This window comes from Candidatus Neomarinimicrobiota bacterium, from assembly GCA_034716895.1.
In the GTDB taxonomy this organism is placed as follows: Bacteria; Fidelibacterota; UBA8477; order UBA8477; family JABMPR01; genus JABMPR01.
Genome location: JAYEKW010000014.1, coordinates 5,342 through 21,472 on the forward strand (window position 1 = coordinate 5,342; position 16,131 = coordinate 21,472).

27 protein-coding genes are annotated in these 16,131 nt (G+C 39.8%); 3 read left to right on the plus strand and 24 right to left on the minus strand.

The window, feature by feature from the left end:
- Positions 1–398 precede the first annotated feature (398 nt).
- From U9Q77_00950 to rmuC, 3 genes are all read left to right on the plus strand, one after another.
- Positions 399–2,114, plus strand: coding sequence for a glutamine--tRNA ligase/YqeY domain fusion protein (locus tag U9Q77_00950; protein ID MEA3285929.1), 1,716 nt, complete (start codon positions 399–401; stop codon positions 2,112–2,114).
- Between the two features lie 87 nt (positions 2,115–2,201).
- Positions 2,202–3,437, plus strand: coding sequence for a hypothetical protein (locus U9Q77_00955; GenBank protein MEA3285930.1), 1,236 nt, complete (start codon positions 2,202–2,204; stop codon positions 3,435–3,437).
- Positions 3,438–3,576: 139 nt separating this feature from the next.
- On the plus strand, positions 3,577–4,851 hold the full coding sequence (rmuC, locus tag U9Q77_00960; protein MEA3285931.1) for a DNA recombination protein RmuC: 1,275 nt from the start codon (positions 3,577–3,579) through the stop codon (positions 4,849–4,851).
- A gap of 281 nt (positions 4,852–5,132) precedes the next feature.
- Here rmuC and U9Q77_00965 read toward each other — a convergent pair whose 3' ends face one another.
- The 24 genes from U9Q77_00965 to U9Q77_01080 all read right to left on the minus strand — a co-directional run.
- Positions 5,133–5,762 carry a T9SS type A sorting domain-containing protein gene (locus tag U9Q77_00965; protein MEA3285932.1) on the minus strand — a complete coding sequence of 210 codons (630 nt, stop codon included), beginning with the start codon at positions 5,760–5,762 and terminating at the stop codon, positions 5,133–5,135.
- A 3-nt stretch (positions 5,763–5,765) separates the two neighbouring features.
- Complete coding sequence (locus tag U9Q77_00970) at positions 5,766–6,146, minus strand: type II toxin-antitoxin system VapC family toxin (GenBank protein ID MEA3285933.1); 381 nt, start codon at positions 6,144–6,146, stop codon at positions 5,766–5,768.
- A complete protein-coding gene (locus tag U9Q77_00975; GenBank protein MEA3285934.1) occupies positions 6,146–6,385 on the minus strand; it encodes a type II toxin-antitoxin system prevent-host-death family antitoxin in 240 nt (79 codons plus the stop codon). The genes U9Q77_00970 and U9Q77_00975 overlap by 1 nt, the downstream gene beginning before the upstream one ends.
- Positions 6,386–6,620: 235 nt before the next feature.
- Complete coding sequence (locus U9Q77_00980) at positions 6,621–6,878, minus strand: hypothetical protein (GenBank protein MEA3285935.1); 258 nt, start codon at positions 6,876–6,878, stop codon at positions 6,621–6,623.
- Positions 6,879–7,169, minus strand: coding sequence for a type II toxin-antitoxin system RelE/ParE family toxin (locus tag U9Q77_00985; protein ID MEA3285936.1), 291 nt, complete (start codon positions 7,167–7,169; stop codon positions 6,879–6,881).
- Positions 7,169–7,444 (minus strand): type II toxin-antitoxin system Phd/YefM family antitoxin, encoded by a 276-nt coding sequence (locus U9Q77_00990; protein MEA3285937.1) that lies wholly within the window; start codon positions 7,442–7,444, stop codon positions 7,169–7,171. The genes U9Q77_00985 and U9Q77_00990 overlap by 1 nt, the downstream gene beginning before the upstream one ends.
- A gap of 191 nt (positions 7,445–7,635) precedes the next feature.
- Entirely contained in the window at positions 7,636–8,031 is a 396-nt protein-coding gene (locus U9Q77_00995; protein MEA3285938.1) for a type II toxin-antitoxin system VapC family toxin, read from the minus strand.
- The gene (locus U9Q77_01000) at positions 8,031–8,261 is read right to left on the minus strand and encodes a type II toxin-antitoxin system prevent-host-death family antitoxin (protein MEA3285939.1); all 231 of its coding nucleotides are present in this window, start codon (positions 8,259–8,261) and stop codon (positions 8,031–8,033) included. Before U9Q77_01000 ends, U9Q77_00995 begins: the two co-directional genes overlap by 1 nt.
- 263 nt (positions 8,262–8,524) lie before the next feature.
- A complete protein-coding gene (locus U9Q77_01005; GenBank protein MEA3285940.1) occupies positions 8,525–8,797 on the minus strand; it encodes an antitoxin in 273 nt (90 codons plus the stop codon).
- Positions 8,798–8,804: 7 nt separating this feature from the next.
- The gene (locus U9Q77_01010; protein MEA3285941.1) at positions 8,805–9,074 is read right to left on the minus strand and encodes a BrnT family toxin; all 270 of its coding nucleotides are present in this window, start codon (positions 9,072–9,074) and stop codon (positions 8,805–8,807) included.
- Between the two features lie 171 nt (positions 9,075–9,245).
- Positions 9,246–9,566 (minus strand): type II toxin-antitoxin system HicB family antitoxin, encoded by a 321-nt coding sequence (locus U9Q77_01015; protein ID MEA3285942.1) that lies wholly within the window; start codon positions 9,564–9,566, stop codon positions 9,246–9,248.
- On the minus strand, positions 9,566–9,823 hold the full coding sequence (locus U9Q77_01020; protein ID MEA3285943.1) for a type II toxin-antitoxin system HicA family toxin: 258 nt from the start codon (positions 9,821–9,823) through the stop codon (positions 9,566–9,568). Before U9Q77_01020 ends, U9Q77_01015 begins: the two co-directional genes overlap by 1 nt.
- A gap of 202 nt (positions 9,824–10,025) precedes the next feature.
- Positions 10,026–10,316, minus strand: coding sequence for a helix-turn-helix domain-containing protein (locus tag U9Q77_01025; GenBank protein ID MEA3285944.1), 291 nt, complete (start codon positions 10,314–10,316; stop codon positions 10,026–10,028).
- Between the two features lie 876 nt (positions 10,317–11,192).
- Positions 11,193–11,618: a type II toxin-antitoxin system VapC family toxin gene (locus U9Q77_01030; GenBank protein MEA3285945.1), complete on the minus strand. Its 426-nt coding sequence runs from the start codon at positions 11,616–11,618 to the stop codon at positions 11,193–11,195.
- The gene (locus tag U9Q77_01035) at positions 11,615–11,869 is read right to left on the minus strand and encodes a type II toxin-antitoxin system Phd/YefM family antitoxin (protein MEA3285946.1); all 255 of its coding nucleotides are present in this window, start codon (positions 11,867–11,869) and stop codon (positions 11,615–11,617) included. The genes U9Q77_01030 and U9Q77_01035 overlap by 4 nt, the downstream gene beginning before the upstream one ends.
- A gap of 229 nt (positions 11,870–12,098) precedes the next feature.
- Positions 12,099–12,365 (minus strand): antitoxin, encoded by a 267-nt coding sequence (locus tag U9Q77_01040; GenBank protein ID MEA3285947.1) that lies wholly within the window; start codon positions 12,363–12,365, stop codon positions 12,099–12,101.
- Entirely contained in the window at positions 12,358–12,555 is a 198-nt protein-coding gene (locus U9Q77_01045) for a hypothetical protein (GenBank protein ID MEA3285948.1), read from the minus strand. Before U9Q77_01045 ends, U9Q77_01040 begins: the two co-directional genes overlap by 8 nt.
- 299 nt (positions 12,556–12,854) lie before the next feature.
- Positions 12,855–13,346 carry a hypothetical protein gene (locus U9Q77_01050; protein ID MEA3285949.1) on the minus strand — a complete coding sequence of 164 codons (492 nt, stop codon included), beginning with the start codon at positions 13,344–13,346 and terminating at the stop codon, positions 12,855–12,857.
- A 297-nt stretch (positions 13,347–13,643) separates the two neighbouring features.
- The gene (locus U9Q77_01055; protein MEA3285950.1) at positions 13,644–13,943 is read right to left on the minus strand and encodes a HigA family addiction module antitoxin; all 300 of its coding nucleotides are present in this window, start codon (positions 13,941–13,943) and stop codon (positions 13,644–13,646) included.
- A gap of 11 nt (positions 13,944–13,954) precedes the next feature.
- Positions 13,955–14,248: a type II toxin-antitoxin system RelE/ParE family toxin gene (locus U9Q77_01060; protein ID MEA3285951.1), complete on the minus strand. Its 294-nt coding sequence runs from the start codon at positions 14,246–14,248 to the stop codon at positions 13,955–13,957.
- Positions 14,249–14,432: 184 nt separating this feature from the next.
- Complete coding sequence (locus U9Q77_01065; GenBank protein ID MEA3285952.1) at positions 14,433–14,810, minus strand: type II toxin-antitoxin system death-on-curing family toxin; 378 nt, start codon at positions 14,808–14,810, stop codon at positions 14,433–14,435.
- Positions 14,807–15,079, minus strand: a complete 273-nt coding sequence (locus U9Q77_01070) for a hypothetical protein (GenBank protein MEA3285953.1) — start codon at positions 15,077–15,079, stop codon at positions 14,807–14,809. Before U9Q77_01070 ends, U9Q77_01065 begins: the two co-directional genes overlap by 4 nt.
- A gap of 592 nt (positions 15,080–15,671) precedes the next feature.
- Positions 15,672–15,926 carry a hypothetical protein gene (locus U9Q77_01075; protein MEA3285954.1) on the minus strand — a complete coding sequence of 85 codons (255 nt, stop codon included), beginning with the start codon at positions 15,924–15,926 and terminating at the stop codon, positions 15,672–15,674.
- 15 nt (positions 15,927–15,941) lie between these two features.
- The coding region (locus tag U9Q77_01080; protein MEA3285955.1) for a hypothetical protein at positions 15,942–16,131 on the minus strand (190 nt) is incomplete at its 5' end.

Genomic DNA, 16,131 nt, shown 5'->3' on the forward strand with positions numbered 1-16,131 from the left:
CTGCCGGAGCTTCATTTATTGTAACTGGAAACGTGTTGGAGGATAACTCAAATTCTCGCTTGATGGAACAGTTTGCTACTGCCATTCATCATTGATATTATACTGAAAAAGTCAGTTGAAGCACATTATAACACATCAACTAAAAATAGTTCTATCCATCTAATCAGAGATCCTGGGGCCAACCCGCACATTCCATGAGGGTGTTCAAAAAGCCCCGTTAAGTTTGCATTCCATCTTGAAATATGCGGACTAAGGAATAGCAGGAGAAATCAACAGTTTCAATCTTAAAAATATTCAAATTTCATCATGGAATTACAAGACTTGAAAACGTATGTTATTTGCTGATTTAAATTGAATTACAAAGACCTGTCGATACAGGCTTATGATATGAGGAAAGTATGAGCGATACACAGCTGACAAATAATAGTGGTTCAGATTCAGAAAGCCCTGAGAAACCTATAAATTTTATTGAAGAGATCATTCAAGACCATCTGAGATCTGGTCGTTTTGGTCAAATCGTGCATACTCGATTTCCCCCTGAACCCAATGGGTATCTGCATATCGGTCATGCAAAATCCATTGCGCTTAACTTTAGCCTTGCTGCAAAGTATGGTGGGATGTGTAATCTGCGCTTTGATGATACCAATCCTAGCAAAGAAGAAGAAGAGTATGTGCATTCTATCAAGGATGATATAAAGTGGCTTGGTTTTGATTGGGAGGATCGCGAATACTTCGCCTCAGATTATTTTGAACAACTCTATGAGTGGGCTGTCAAGCTGATAAAAGATGGTCATGCTTATGTGTGTGATCTCTCCCCTGAGAAAACCCGTGAGTACCGTGGAACACTAAGCGAACCGGGAAAAAACAGCCCCTATCGAGATCGAAGTGTAGCCGAAAATCTGGATCTGTTCGGGCGTATGCGTCAGGGAGAATATTCTGATGGGTCGCGTGTACTAAAAGCCAAGATTGATATGAGTCATCCAAATTTTAATATGCGTGATCCCGTTATGTATCGAATTTTGCATGCTCACCATCACCGCACCGGAAATGATTGGTGTATCTATCCTATGTACGATTTCACACACGGTCAATCTGACTCCATTGAGAAGATAACACAATCCATCTGTACGCTGGAATTCGAGAATCATCGTCCACTCTACGACTGGTTCTGTGAAAAATTAGGCATTCATCATCCACAGCAAATTGAATTTGCACGCTTGAATCTGACCTATACCGTAATGAGCAAACGTAAATTTTTAACTCTGGTCAATGAAGGCTATGTCAATGGCTGGGATGATCCCCGCATGCCAACCATTTCAGGTTTACGACGCAGAGGCTATACACCGGAATCCATCCGTAAGTTTTGTGAATACATTGGTGTTGCGAAAAATAATTCGGTAGTTGATGTAACTATTTTGGAAAATCAGATACGTGAACATTTGAATGCAATTGCCCCTCGGGTTATGACTGTTCTCAGACCCCTAAAGGTAGTGATCGAGAATTATCCAGTCGATCAAGTTGAGGAGCTTCAGGCAATCAACAACCCAGAAGATGAAAGTGCCGGCTCTCGAGGTGTCTCTTTCACGCGTGAAATATATATCGATAAAAATGATTTTATGGAAGTCCCGGTGAGAAGGTATTTTCGTCTGGCACCAGGGAAAGAAGTTCGTTTGCGTTATGGTTACATTATTAAATGTGAGTCGGTGATTAAAAATGATGCCGGAGAGATTGTGGAATTGCGCTGCACTTATGACCCCGATACCCTGGGAAAACAGCCCATAGATCGCAAGGTGAAGGGCGTTATTCACTGGGTCTCAATCAATCATGCTATTGATGCTGAAATACGGATCTATGACCGTCTCTTTACAGCAGAGCACCCAGACCAAGTGGAAGAAGATCAGGATTTTAGATCCAATATCAATCCAGATTCTCTGGAAATTATTGAAGATGCCAAAGCAGAGCCATCATTGGCTGACGTGGTTGCTGGTCAACGTTTTCAGTTTGAAAGAGTTGGATATTTCAGTGTTGACCCTGATTCTACGCCCAACAAGCCGGTTTTTAACCGAATTGTATCTTTACGAGATACCTGGGCAAAGATCGCCAGAAAGTCTTAAGCTGGGGTCAACTTGTGTTGACACTTGCAATTTTACATGGGTGAGAGGTATTTTGTCAGCAGAAAATCTGAATAACTTGGGGTAATAATGAGCAAAAAGCTGATTCTTTTAATTTTACTGTTGCTTCTGTGTGGGAATATCTATCCCCAAAAAATCCTACCAGTCTCAAAAGAGAACATCCTTGTCTTTATAGAACCATTTGATAACCAGAGTCCTGGGAAAGGACAGGAGTGGTTGACGCAAGGATTGCCCGGGTTTTTAAGATCAACGTTAGCTGACACCGAACATCTACACACTTACATTATTCCTGATCTTCAAAGTGGCTTGGTAGATCGTCCCCATCGTCTGCAGAATATCATTTGGAAATCGGTTTTTCAGAAACGGGTTGATCCGATGTATGAGACGTATTTGATCCTGGGAAGTTATTCCTATTTAGAAGATCAAATCACAATTCGCATGGACTTGCTATCCTTGAGAAACACTCAGGTTCTGGGTCATTTTGAGGACACTCTTCCTTACACAAAACTATTGAGTTGGAAAGAGAGTTTAGGTGACTGGATTCTCACTCAATTAAGACTCGTCGATAGCTATGACCAATTGTCAACAACAAGAGTGCCAGCTCTTGCAGTTGAAAATGCTCCCTTACCCGGGGTAGCACTGAGTGAACAGCTTACAACTCTTTTTGATAAAAAACAGCGGAATGAGACTGAAACTTTGCGGCAAAAATATGACCAACAATCCAGATTAAAGTTGGGAAATCAGTTGGAAACCTTATGGCACGACATAGCCTATGACCCCTATCTGGCAAATATCCATGATATTCATACCCTGAGATTACAATACGAGCCAGATAGTATTCTGGTGAGTTTTAAGGTGAGTTATCGGATCAATCCACGCATTTTAGATGAGATTGAACATTTTAGCCGAACCCGATCTGGTCTGGTAGGAAAAACTGAATCTTTCGAGGAACATGCCTTTATGGACCTGGGCTATATTGATGCTGATTTTACTAAAGAGATCGCCAGTGGCGATTGGCGTATTGTACCAATCATCAGTATGGGGGCGGCAAGTGACCAGCACCGACGAGTTTTTTATCATTCCTATCCAAGTCCTATTCAATCACCAGGAGCGTACTATTTTAACCAGGGTAAATTTAAGCAACTACTCCTGGCCATTCCTGGTGTTAATGCCTTGAGGATATTTGCTCAGGAGTTGCAGCAAGATTACAAATATTCGATTGTTATTGGATATGATGAAATCAAATATTTGGACAAGATCCAGGTTAAATTTGTGGCTGAGCAATCTTTAGCGAAAGAATTGTAATTTAAACAATCATACTATTCTTAGTCTGGATCAGCATAGAAGAATCCGGATATACGTGGAGATTTTCGACATTGCCAAAGAATGATCCAAGTAGTTCAGTGAAAATCTATGGCACAAAAGAAAAATAAAGCAGGATAATATGGATATAATTACCACTCTTCTGATTGCTGTTATAACTGCAATTGTCACCTTTGTCGTCACTCGAAAAATAGCTTCTCCTGAGAATCCCAAGGATCGGGAACAAATCACTCGCTTGGAAGTGGAGAAAAACAATCTGATCATCCAATTAGAAAGATCTGAAACTAAACTTGATGAAATTAGACAGGAATCACAAAGTTTGCGTGAAGAGAATGCAACTATCAACACCCGTTTGGAAGAATCCAAAGATCGGATTGAAGAGGAGAAAAAACGTCTTTCTGAGATGAGGGAACAACTGCAGGACAGCTTTAAAAGTTTGTCCCAGGATGTATTGAGGGATAGTCAAAAAGAATTTTTGCAGTTGGCCGAAAGCAAATTCAAGGATCAGGCTAAACAGAATAGCAACCAACTTGGTGAAAAAGAAAAGTTAATCCAGAGGTCATTGGAGACTATGGATGGACGACTCAAAGATATCGTACAAAGATCCACAGAGTTAAAGACTGAATTGCAAACTTCCAAAGATGAGACACAGCGACTGCGATCTACTACTGAAACGCTTCAAACCTTATTGGCCAGTTCTCAGAAACGCGGGCAGTGGGGTGAACGTCTGGTGGAAGATATTTTAAGGTATGTTGGGTTGCAGGAGAACATTAACTATACCAAGCAGCAAACCATGGATGATGGGCAACGACCGGATTACACCTTTAAATTGCCAAAAGATCGTGAGATCAACATGGATGTTAAATTTCCATTGGCTCACTATGAAAAATATCTCCAAACCAACGATGAACAGGTTATGGAAATTGAAAAAAATGCTTTTCTTCAGGATGTGCGCAAACACCTGAATGAGATTAGTAAAAGGGGCTATATCGATACTGCAAAGGGAACGGTCGACTATGCCATGATGTTTATCCCTAATGAATCTATTTATGGGTTTATTAACCAGGAAGATCCTGATTTTATAGGGGAAGCACTTAGTAAAAAGATCATGCTTTGTTCACCCATTACGCTTTATGCGGTACTGTCACTTTTAAATCAGGCTACCGCGAATTTCATTGTTGAGCAGCGAGCTTCTGAGATCATGAATCAGGTAATCAAGTTTCAGCAACAGTGGGATAAATTCACTGATGTTATGAAAAAGACTGAGAAGAACCTGGATGTTGCTGTTCGTCAGTTTCAGGAGCTTATATCCACCCGCTCTCGTGCTCTGGAGCGACCAATTGGTAAAATTCTTGAGCTTCAAAAGGCTGAATTAGATCCTGGCAAAAATGGTTAATAAGATCTGTATCCTGTCAGGACAAGTTGGAGTATTTAGTTTGATTTATTAAGGGAAGCTTTTGGGCTACCCTGGAAGCAAAAATGGATATAGCCGCGAGGTAGACGAAGTCACGGGTCATTGATTTATTGTTGCAACTTTGGATTTACACCTCCTGCTAACGTCCCGCGCTTGAGTGGCTTCCGGATGTTTTATCCTTTTGTAAAAACACTGTATCCTGCGATGTCATTTCAGTGAACCGATCCCTTCGTTTGAGCCCGAAGCAGCATGATATGCATTTTTCACTTAGCAAGCAGCATTTTCCTTGTCTCCGACAGTATATTTGCCTTTAGCTGATAGAAATACACACCGCTTGATAATTTTTGCCTATTGAAATGTGCAGTATGTGTACCTCTATTTTGGAAACCATTTTCTAAGGTTTGAACCTTTACCCCCTTGATATCGAAGACTTCAAGGATCACATTTTGTTTCTCTAATAGGGTATAAACTATTGTTGTGATGGGATTAAATGGGTTAGGATAGTTCTGAGAAAGGTGAAAACTCTGAGGGAACATTCCCGAACTGTTCACTAGTCCTGTCGAGGAACCAAAAATGTGATTACCGGGATTGGCAAAACCATATCCTGTATCTGGATTCCAATATCCGTAGGACCAACTTCCAGTAGATGGTTCTGTAAATATGTCACTACCTTCAGGTCCAACAAAACTATAAAATGTTTCGTCTCCAAGTTCATCAGGACGGTAAAATCTGATCTCAAAATGAAGATGCAGACCACCCACAGTACCAGAATACAGATTCAATGAGATAGTGTCACCTTTCTCAGCATACTGTCCATCCAAGTCTAAACCATCTACAAAGTCCAAGTCCAAATCAATATGCGCATATAGAGTAACCAGCTTTCCGATTCCCACTATTTATTGAGGTCTAAATACTTTCAACTCGAGTTGTGTTAAAACCTTGTAATGTTTGTCATTTCCTGTAAGAACTGGCATTCCATTTGTTAAAGCTGTTGAAGCAATAAGTGCATCTGCCAATTGCATGGATTCACTTAAGAAATGCCGTTCTACCAAAAACATCGCCTTGGAAGAGATCTCTTCATTGATATAAACGATTTTAGCCTTCCAATCCCGAAGTGCTCGTCTTAATTCAGTCAGTTCACGTTTATTTCTCATCCCTTGAACCAATTCCATGTAAGTGACCACTGAAATAGATAAAGAGGGGAGGCCATCAATGATTTCTCGCGCTTTCCCATTTCCGCGTAAATACCAAATCAGAACATCAGTGTCTACCAACATTAGAAACGACCTTTACGAAGATTGTCTACATAACCACCTACATCTTCAGTTTCAGTGTAATCTGACCATATTCCAAAGAGATTATTCTTAACACTGTCTGCAATGTTTAGTTCACCTGTAACAGGAACCAGCTTTGCATAGGGTTTCCCTCTGTAAGTGATTAGAACTTCTTCTCCTCGTCTTGCTGTATCGAGTAATTCCTTTGAGTGGAATCTCAAGTCTTTTGCTGTTGCTTTCATGATTTCCTTTTCAATGTTTATACTCTGTAATGTAAACAATAGAATTCGTATTACAAATCATGATTTTCAGTGTTGCTAACGTGTTGCGCTTGAGCGGCTTCCGTATGATTTATCCTTTTGTAATATTTGTGTATCCTGCGACATCATTTTCGTAAAGCAATCCATTGGTGTGAGTCCGCTCGAAGGTGTTAGCCACCGTGCTTGGTATCAAACTGAAATATCTAAGCAAGTTTTATCACTTCGGTTCATGTACCTCAACTAGGATTTCTCTACCCTCATCATATTTTTCCTGAAGAATCGGTTTTTGCATTGTTTCCATAAAATGTTCGATATCCTCCCTTAATTCAAGTATTGTCTCGCCAGAAGGACCAACTGAAGATTGAGTCCAACCTTCGATTTGATCTTTATCATCATAGTAGACTTCATGTATTTGAAAGGATATTGTATCAGTTTTCTCAAAATATTTCCTGATTATCCTATAATTCCAAGTCATCTATTTTGTAGACCTCTTCGGGATTTGTGCGCTGTGCCATACAGCAACGACCCACACTGTCTCATTTTTTACACGGTAAAAGAACCTGTACGGTGAAATAATATTTTCTCGAAAGGGGAGATCTGGAAATTCACGAATACGCTTTCCTGACTGTGGGAAGTCAATTAACCTACGCAGTGATTTCTCAGCCTTATCTTTAAAATTATGAGCAGCAATAGGATTCTCTTTTTCGATATGAAGTAAACTATCCAGAAACATTCCTCGTGCCGTTGGGGTGAACTTGATTTCCATTACTCACCCTGGAGTATTTTATCAGCATCAGTCATTACGCTGTCTAGACTATAGCCTTCTCCAGCATCAATTTCCTTATCACCTTTTGCTAAAAGCATTAACAACTGACGATCATGTTCACCTTGTTCATAAGCTTCAACACTAAGCATGATTGCTGCAGGTCTACCTCTTTGGGTGATGACAGTCGGTTGCATGGAACCTTTGATTTGTTGTAAAATATTTGCAGCATCTTGTCTAAGATCGCTGATTGGAATAATGGGTGGTACTGTAGACATATTATTTCTCCTGTTGTATGTCTGAATGTACTTCTAAACAGACGAATAAACAATACAGTACTAATCTTATCGCGTGGCTAACGTCCAGCGCTTGAGCGGCTTCCGCTTTTGTAAGAACACTGTATTCCGAGACATCATTTTCGTAAACCGATTCCTTTTAGTGAGTCCGCTTGAACCTTGATAGCGCCGATCTACCAGATTGTCTCAACGCTTTTTGCCTTAATCAAGTTTGAATCTGCAGTAATCAATGAAATGTTTAGAAAGAGTGAAGTAGCACAGATTAGCCGGTCTGCAGGGTCAAGGTTTACTTCCTGTGAAAAAGAAACTGATAAGTCAGCAATTTCTGGTGTTATCGGTTGCACAGCATAATGATTTGCAGCTCGGATTAAGCGGATGAACTCAGGATATGTTGCATCAACATTAAGTCGTTTCTTCTTCATTAGCATTGCGATTTCCCAAAGTGATATGTCAGCAATGATTATTTCACCTGAGTCATTTGCACGGTCAATTATCTTTCTTGCCTTTTTGCTGATCTTTTCTGGCTGAAGAGCATCCCAGACTATGATATGTGTGTCTAGAATTATCATTAGGAAACTGCATTCCAGGTTTCATCAATGGGATTGATCATATCTCCAATGTCAGCATCCTCAGCTAAACGTTTAAGAGTCAGTTTTGCTTGTTCTTGTGCTTCATCAGCAGGAACTAGTTGGGCAACTACTTTTCCTCGGGATGTAATTTGGATTTGTGCACCCTGTTTAATTTGTTCAAGTACTTGCATTAGATTTGCTCGTAATTCACTCACTGCTATTGTAGTCATAAGTTATCTCCTTTTCCATTGTACGAATATAATGTACAAGAGGTGATGGTCAAAGTATTATGTACAACGCTACCGTACAAAATAAGAGTCGCTATAACGCCCCAGGCTTAACCTGCTTCGCAGCAGATTATCCTTTTGTAAAAATACTGTATCTCTGTAAATCATTTTAGTCAAGCAAGCTCTTTGTGTGAGTCAGGTTGAAGCCTTTGTTAGAATCATCAATTAGCCCATGAACTGAGATTTAAGTAAAGAGGTATTCCATTCTAAACCCGAGCTTCAGATGTACTCTTGACATATTTATGAATCAAACTTGATACAAGTGTTTGGTAAGGGATACCCTCCTCAAGAGATTTTGCCTTCAACCGTAGAAGATCCCACTCAGAAATACGAATATTGATTCTTTTATTCTTCTGAAATGTATTTCTCGCGTATTGTGCATATTTCTCTTTCAGTTCTTTCGTCAGATTGGTGGACTCCCACTCATCATTTTCGAATGACCGTACAATCTCTTGTTCATATTTATCTAGTTTGCTCATAGAAACCTCACTTTAGATATTTCTTCGTAGCTTTTCTGTTTGGGATGATTGTCTTTAAAAATACTTCATCTTCATTCTCTACGAAAGGAACGAGATAGGCGTATTCTTCAAATTCGATGACAAACATCTTTTGTCCTGGATATTGATCCTGATTTGGGTGATCCAGAACTGCAAGGAAATTTTCAGCCTCGATTTGGAAGGCAACTATTTCAAATGAAATACCCCGTTCTTTTTGTAACCATTCATTTTTCTCTGGATTCCAGTTAATGAATTTCATGGTTCAAAGATATCCTTAAGTGTGCCTTATGTCAACCTATTGATTTCAGTTTGTCTAACGTCCCGCGCTTGAGCGGCTTCCGTATGATATATCCTTTTGTAAAAACACTGTATCCTGCGACATCATTTCCGTTAACCAATCCCTTGTAGTGAGTCCGCTCATAAGCTTTTGCTATATGGCCTCTTCCAGCGTTTCTTGTACCCATTTATTGAGACTTTTTCCAGATTGTACAGCCTTTACGTATATCTGATGGTGAATAGGGGGTGGTAATCTTAGAATAAACTTTCCAGAAAAAGGTTTATCAGGTGTTTCACCTCTTTCCATGCAAAAATCAGTGTAATCATCGATTGAGTCACGAAAAGCAATCTGTATTTCCTCCACTGTGGTTCCCTGAAACGTGATAACATCTCGAGTATCTATTACTTCACCATGAAAAAGATTCGCCTCATCATCGAATTCAACATGCCCGGTGTAACCTTTGTATTTAAGCATTATTTCACTCCTGCTTCGATTAGGAAGCGTCGTATTGATTTTAGTGCACCCTTATCTGTTATTCTCTGAGGGTGAGGCCTGTGGAAAACTGCTCGAACATCGTTAAGATAAATCCTAACTCGGGAGCCTCTACCTTCACTTAGTTCAGCACCAAGTGCCTCCAACATGCGTTCAACTTTTTGCCAATTGACATCTGAGCGTACTGGATTTTCAAATATTAGTTCAAGGGTTTTGCTGTGTTTACTACTCAATGTCATTATGATACTAATATGCAGTATCAGTTGATGCTTTGCAACCCCTATTTCGTAACTGTGGTATACTCTGGCCCATATAACGCCCCAGGTTTGAGCGGCTTCCGTATGATTTATCCTTTTGTATTATCACTGTATCCTGAGACATAATTTTAGTAAACCAATCCCTTTGTGTGAGTCCGCTCGAAGCAGCATGTTACACACTTAATCAATGGTAGACTGAGTCTAAAATCGCTTCTGGATGCTTTGCTGCTACGGATAATAGGATTCTAGCTGGGCCATCAGGCTTTCTTCTTCCTTGTTCCCAGTTTCTTAATGTAGCAACACTTATTCCCAACAATTCTGCAAATTTAGTTTGGGATAAACCGTACTGTTTGCGAATGGCATGTACATCAGGATTCTCGATATTATATTCACGACTAGGTTGAATTTCACCGCGAAGAATTGAGCCTCCTTGCTTTATACTATCCATTAGTTCGTCAAATAGTTCTTCTTTCATAATAATTCACCTCTGACTAATGATTCGAGTATCTTGATTTGTTCCTTTGTCAGGTCTTCTGTTTCATTTTTCCGATAGATCAGAAACATTAAGATGATCTCGTCATTTTTGAAATAGTAGTAAATAACCCTACTACCACCTCTTTATCCACGTCCTGAGCCAGTCCAACGGAGTTTTCTCAAGCCTCCACTACCTGGAATAACTTTTCCAGATTCAGGGCGATCAATAAGATAGTTTTGAAGCAACTGATAGTCCTCAACTCCAAGAATTGATTTTAACTTTTTCGTAAAAATTGGTGTTTCAATTATCTTCATGACAGAAAGTACGCCAATGACGTAGTCTTTGCAATGTGTAATTGTCCGACAAGAGTATTTTTCCTGCTACGAGAATGTGTGTAACGCCCTAAGCTTGAGCGGCTTCCGTATTATTTATCCATTTGTACAAATACTGTATCCTACGACATCATCTTCGCAAATCGATTCCATTTGGTGAGTCCGCTCTAAACCGTTGTTCAAGTAAGCCGCTCCGCGGCGGAAAAGCAATTCTCCGGTCTTGACTGATAACAGTAATAGGCTAATATACGTTTCCATATCCCGCATGGAGCAGGAAAATGAAATCTAAGGAAGCGTATGATGACCAAAGACACACCGTAATTCTTGTTATTTGTGATTAAAGTATCATATTTCCAGCGATAATTGAGAACTGGTCGTGATTATTACTGAAACTAACTTCATGATAAACAATGACTTCTTATCAATCCCCTTATAACAACCGCGCCTTATCGAACACCAGAATAGAAATGACCCATCTTCTGCTTCTTTTGAGAGTTGTGGTACTATGGGGTCATGTCTATCCTAATTTGTTACACAGAAGTTTTCATGACCCTAGCCAAGGATTCAAAAGGGTTACTCCACTCTGTTCCATGTCCTTAGTATTTCTGGTCACAACAATAAGATCATTCGTGACCCCCGTTGCAGCAATCAATCCATCGATGAGGGACATTGGCTTTCCGACTAACTCTGCTTTTCCCTGGAGTTCTCCCCAGTTTGTTGCTACTGCTAATTCTAGATCAATAATCCTGTTTTTAAATCTCTCACGTAAATCTGAGTTGACCCATTTGTGAAGTCTATCCTTCTTCTTACTCTGAGGAAGTTTTTCAATCCCCTTGTGGATTTCACCTATAGTCAAGACACTCAAGAATAGGGAAGACTCAGGAATGCTTGAAATCCATTCTAGCACATTCACATCTGGTGGATCTTTGATTAACTCAGAGACTAAACAAGTATCAAGGAGATAGTTCATAGCGCAATCTCACGAGGTAATTCTTTATTTCGCTCTAGATTAAGATCATCTGTTGCAAGTGGCGAATTTTGGAAAAACTGTACAAGATTCATTTTAGGTTTGAGTAGTTTTTTGTATTCTGAAATATCCAGAACGACCACAGCTTCTTCTCCGTGTTTGGTGACGATTTGTGGTCCTGAGTTTTTAGCCTTATCCACTAAGCTACTGAATTTGTTCTTAGCTTCCTGTAATTGCCATAAGTTGTTTAACAAAATTTCACCTCCTTGTTAAAATAACAGCCAGTCTGTCTAGATGTTAGTCGGTGAGGTTTAAATTGTCAACTAATATTCTTCGCTCTTTCTGTGTAACGTCCTAGGCTTTACCTGTGTGGCCCTGAGACTGTGATTTTATGTATTTGCAATTCATTTTCCTTAAGCCATTCAAGTTGCCAAAGTCAGGTGCAAGCCGTTATACACGGAACGATCGCCTTCAGCCAATGAGTTACTGAATTGGAACGCCGTTAACATATTTGTGTAAAATGCTCGAAATTAGGGTCTGGTAGGGAAGACCTTCACGTAAAGCAATACGTTGTAACTGCCTTAGATCCCGTCCAGTAATACGAATATTTACTCTTTTATCCTTACGTAGGGTTTCTCTAGCATATTCCTGTAGCTCGAGTTTCCTTTTTTCAAGGTCTGGAACTGATTCCCATTCATCATTTTCATATGATCTAAGAATCTCTTGTTCATATTTATCTAGTTTAGTCATTTCTTTTCTCCAAATATTTCTTTGTTGCCCTTCTGCTAGGGATAATTGTTTTCATAAAGAGCTCACCCTCTGATTCAACATATGGAACCAAGTAGATATAATCCTCGATATCGACTACAAGCATTCTTTGGCCTGGGTATTTCTCTTGGTTAGGATGAACAATATCGTCAATCAAAAATCCTTTATCCATATAGAGGAGTATATCCTCAAAACAGATTGCTCGATTTTTCCTAAGCAGATCATTTTTTTCATTGTTCCAGTTATATAATTTCACGGATACAATATATTACACTGTGTGCATAACGGCAACAAGTTCATGGTTTGGTTAATTTCAGATATATTGTTCATACTTTATTGGAAGTGGATGTGTATAACGCCCCAGGTTTGAGCGGCTTCAGTATGATTTATCCTCTTGTAAAAACACTGTATCTTGAGACATTATTTCAGCTAGCCAATCCCCCTTTGTGTGAGTCCGCTCGAAGCAGCTTGTTACACGGACACCAACACCCTTTTCGAGCTATTTTCATCCTTGAAGACAACATCGATTTCACAGCCTAGAACTTGAAGTAGATTAAACATCTTGTTAACAGATTTTGTCACATTCGTTTGATCAAGTAGCCGGTAATATTGTGCAGGAGAAGTACCAAGCCGACGAATAATCTCCCTATTACTGAGTTGGGTCTCTTCAACATGTCTTTTAGCTTCAATTGTCAGCTTGTAGAGAAGAAGTTCAGTCATATAGTTTGGATCACGGTTGTACTCAAGTACATGATCAATATGAACTGTCCCTGTTTTACCATCTTGCAACTCGAATGAGAAGGCGTCACCACCAAAATCTTCATCAATCCAGAAATTGATTAGTGGATTCTTTTTAAGTGGTACTGGATCCAACTTTGCGAAAGGATAACCATAGGTAGAATCATCGGTGCCTACTGAGAAAGTTTTTTTGTTCCTGTTTACTTCGATATTTATGATCTTCATAGTTTCCCCTCCTCAATTAGTTCTTTTATGAATTTTAGGATAGTACGTGTAGCGGTTCCTTTCATTGGCATATCATTTTCGAGGTCCCATTTTAGGATCATATTTCCATCCTTGTACACATGTACATGCCTGGGGGAGTGGTCTCCAATCCAAGAGAGAAATACATAGCCGCCTCTTTTGACCTTACCCATGGCTAATGTTACCTTTCACGGTAACGCATGTCAAGAAGAAAAATGAATTGTTGTTCGCTCCTGAGATTCTACTTCTCCAAACTTCCGTGTAACGTACCGGGCTAACTCAGGAATAGCTGTGAATTCGTTGTAAATCTTCGGCTTCTTTTGTACTTGCCCAATACAAATCCCACCTTTGTTGGAGATTCATCCAGAAGTCTGGTGTATTCCCAAAAAATCTTGAGAATCGTAGAGCAGTACTGGGAGTAATTCCTCTTTTTCCATTTACGAGTTCATTAATTCTCTGGAAGGGGACATGTATAGCAATAGAAAGATGCTTTTGGGTAATATCCATTGGTTTCAAGAATTCTTCAAGCAACATTTCACCTGGATGTGTTGGCATTCTGTTTGTTGGTATTCTGACCATTTTATTCTCCTTTAGTGGTAATCCGTTACTTCTACATCTATTGGATCGAGTTCAGTCCAGCTAAAACAAATTCGATACTGATTATTTATGCGAATACTGTATTGACCTTCCCGATTACCATGTAATGCTTCAAATCTGTTTCCAGGTGGAATCCGTAGTTCTGGAAGCTGAACAACAGAGTCTAGCTGGTCAAGTTTTCGTACAGCAACTTTCCTAAGATTTACAGGGAGTCTTTTCCGAGCAAGCTTAGAATTAATACCATTGAAGATATCCTCAGTCGCTTTGTCTGTAAATGAACGTATCATCAATATAAGTATAGCACGGATGTCATGTTATGGCAAGTAATTTCAGAGTCTGCCCAACGCCCCAGGCTTAACCTGCTTCGCAGCAGATTATCCTTTTGTAAAAATACTGTATCCCTGTAAGTCATTTTAGTCAAGCAAGCCCTTTGTGTGAGTCAGGTTGAAGCCTTTGTTAGCAGGGAGATTCTTATTCCAAATCCTCAATATGTTTGTTCAGCCACTCAAGTAAGTGTTCAAAGTTAAAACGCCTACTATTGAACAGCTTGTCGAAAAAAGTAAAAGCTTCTTCATTGTCACAATTGATTTGATATCCGTTCATCCTCAGAAAAATATCAGTAACAAAGAATGACACACGTTTATTGCCGTCAATGAATGGATGATTTTGGGATAGACTTTCCATCAAAGCAGCAGCTTCTTCATTTATGTTTGAGTAATATCCTGAAGTCAGACGACCCAGAGCAGATTCTATTGCTCCCTGATCTCTGACACCAGATTTCCCACCAAACTCTTGGATCAAATAGGTGTGAATTGCAAGAATTTCTTCTACTGTTGGATAGGAACTCATTGTGCCAACAATTGTCCTAAACGATAATTCTTCTTAACACTCAGTTTTAGCTGCTTCAAAACATCTGGGCGGATATCAGTTGTTGTCTCATTTTCAATGTCTCCTCCTGGCAATGCAATAGGAAAGGGGAGACCTTCGTGTTCTTCGATAAGACTATAGTAGATGTTTATTGCTTCAGAATGGTTCAAACCAAGTCGTCCAAGAATACCGTTGACCTTCTCTTTTTTCTTGGGATCCATCATTGCTCTGACTGTAGTTGTTTTGATCATAATTCACCTCATTTATACTTTCCTTGAAATATAGCCATGATACGGCTATGTCCCAAGAGATGATTTTCTGTCGTAGCCGAGGATTTACCCCTCCTGCTAGCGTCTTGCGCTTAAGCTGCGCTCGACAGCTTCTTGGATTTGCATAAATTTGTGTATATTCAATATCATATTCGCTTTGCGGTTCCCCCTTTGGAACGTCAGCTTCAAGTAGCTTGTTATACCGGTGATTACCCGTAGAAACAGCCATGCTTATCGTCGTCAATTACCTCAAGTAATTTCACGTAACTTTTTGCTTCAGGATGTGGGTCATACAAATACCATTTCATGTCTCGCCGCATCCAGTAAAGTTTCCAAGTCTCAGATGACCGGATGTATCGGATTTTTGCATAAGGCGAACGAGTTTGTCTGGTTGGATCACGCCAATGTTGACGAACTTCTAATAGAACAAAAGATTGATTATCGATTTCGTATTCGAGGTGAAGTTTGTCGTAAAACTCAGGTTTGTTCCTTTTATGGCAATAATTCTGAAAATAGGATTCAATAAGCGGAAGTTCTTCTGGTTTAAATGGCATATTATCTCACTTCTCGAGCATTATTCAGGTTCATTGGGAAGGTCATTTAGTCGTTCAACAAATCGTTCATGGTCGAAAGGTTTTTCCTCTTTCATGACATCGAATACTTCTGCGGCGACAACAACTGCAAGCTGCCTAATAACCTCATGCTCCGGGTACCCCTCTCGGAGTAAGCGCTCATATGCCATTTTCGTCTCTGGAGGATCATTTTGCCTGATCTGAGTCCTGACTACTTCTTTAAATTCTTCACCTAATGCAGGGTTCGTCTCTTCCATTATCTTTCCTTTCACTCAAGCATCGACAACATCGTAGGATGCTTCTATGGTTGACAATCGATCGTACAATTGATCTAATTCCCCCTCAAGTTTCTTGTTTTCAGCGTGATTGGCTTTGGCAGCGATAAACGCTAAAACATCTTCCAGATCATCAATCGTATACGATGCAATATAATATGGTTTTCCAGGCACTTCTCTGATTGCT

Excerpts from the sequence above, each read along its gene's own strand:
- U9Q77_00950 (MEA3285929.1), top strand. The coding sequence starts at position 399 with ATGAGCGATACACAGCTGACAAATAATAGTGGTTCAGATTCAGAAAGC.
- U9Q77_00955 (MEA3285930.1), top strand. The coding sequence starts at position 2,202 with ATGAGCAAAAAGCTGATTCTTTTAATTTTACTGTTGCTTCTGTGTGGG.
- rmuC (MEA3285931.1), top strand. The coding sequence starts at position 3,577 with ATGGATATAATTACCACTCTTCTGATTGCTGTTATAACTGCAATTGTC.
- U9Q77_00970 (MEA3285933.1), bottom strand. The coding sequence starts at position 6,146 with ATGTTGGTAGACACTGATGTTCTGATTTGGTATTTACGCGGAAATGGG.
- U9Q77_00975 (MEA3285934.1), bottom strand. The coding sequence starts at position 6,385 with ATGAAAGCAACAGCAAAAGACTTGAGATTCCACTCAAAGGAATTACTC.
- U9Q77_00980 (MEA3285935.1), bottom strand. The coding sequence starts at position 6,878 with ATGACTTGGAATTATAGGATAATCAGGAAATATTTTGAGAAAACTGAT.
- U9Q77_00985 (MEA3285936.1), bottom strand. The coding sequence starts at position 7,169 with ATGGAAATCAAGTTCACCCCAACGGCACGAGGAATGTTTCTGGATAGT.
- U9Q77_00990 (MEA3285937.1), bottom strand. The coding sequence starts at position 7,444 with ATGTCTACAGTACCACCCATTATTCCAATCAGCGATCTTAGACAAGAT.
- U9Q77_00995 (MEA3285938.1), bottom strand. The coding sequence starts at position 8,031 with ATGATAATTCTAGACACACATATCATAGTCTGGGATGCTCTTCAGCCA.
- U9Q77_01000 (MEA3285939.1), bottom strand. The coding sequence starts at position 8,261 with ATGACTACAATAGCAGTGAGTGAATTACGAGCAAATCTAATGCAAGTA.
- U9Q77_01005 (MEA3285940.1), bottom strand. The coding sequence starts at position 8,797 with ATGAGCAAACTAGATAAATATGAACAAGAGATTGTACGGTCATTCGAA.
- U9Q77_01010 (MEA3285941.1), bottom strand. The coding sequence starts at position 9,074 with ATGAAATTCATTAACTGGAATCCAGAGAAAAATGAATGGTTACAAAAA.
- U9Q77_01015 (MEA3285942.1), bottom strand. The coding sequence starts at position 9,566 with ATGCTTAAATACAAAGGTTACACCGGGCATGTTGAATTCGATGATGAG.
- U9Q77_01020 (MEA3285943.1), bottom strand. The coding sequence starts at position 9,823 with ATGACATTGAGTAGTAAACACAGCAAAACCCTTGAACTAATATTTGAA.
- U9Q77_01025 (MEA3285944.1), bottom strand. The coding sequence starts at position 10,316 with ATGAAAGAAGAACTATTTGACGAACTAATGGATAGTATAAAGCAAGGA.
- U9Q77_01030 (MEA3285945.1), bottom strand. The coding sequence starts at position 11,618 with ATGAACTATCTCCTTGATACTTGTTTAGTCTCTGAGTTAATCAAAGAT.
- U9Q77_01040 (MEA3285947.1), bottom strand. The coding sequence starts at position 12,365 with ATGACTAAACTAGATAAATATGAACAAGAGATTCTTAGATCATATGAA.
- U9Q77_01045 (MEA3285948.1), bottom strand. The coding sequence starts at position 12,555 with ATGGATAAAGGATTTTTGATTGACGATATTGTTCATCCTAACCAAGAG.
- U9Q77_01050 (MEA3285949.1), bottom strand. The coding sequence starts at position 13,346 with ATGAAGATCATAAATATCGAAGTAAACAGGAACAAAAAAACTTTCTCA.
- U9Q77_01055 (MEA3285950.1), bottom strand. The coding sequence starts at position 13,943 with ATGGTCAGAATACCAACAAACAGAATGCCAACACATCCAGGTGAAATG.
- U9Q77_01060 (MEA3285951.1), bottom strand. The coding sequence starts at position 14,248 with ATGATACGTTCATTTACAGACAAAGCGACTGAGGATATCTTCAATGGT.
- U9Q77_01065 (MEA3285952.1), bottom strand. The coding sequence starts at position 14,810 with ATGAGTTCCTATCCAACAGTAGAAGAAATTCTTGCAATTCACACCTAT.
- U9Q77_01070 (MEA3285953.1), bottom strand. The coding sequence starts at position 15,079 with ATGATCAAAACAACTACAGTCAGAGCAATGATGGATCCCAAGAAAAAA.
- U9Q77_01075 (MEA3285954.1), bottom strand. The coding sequence starts at position 15,926 with ATGGAAGAGACGAACCCTGCATTAGGTGAAGAATTTAAAGAAGTAGTC.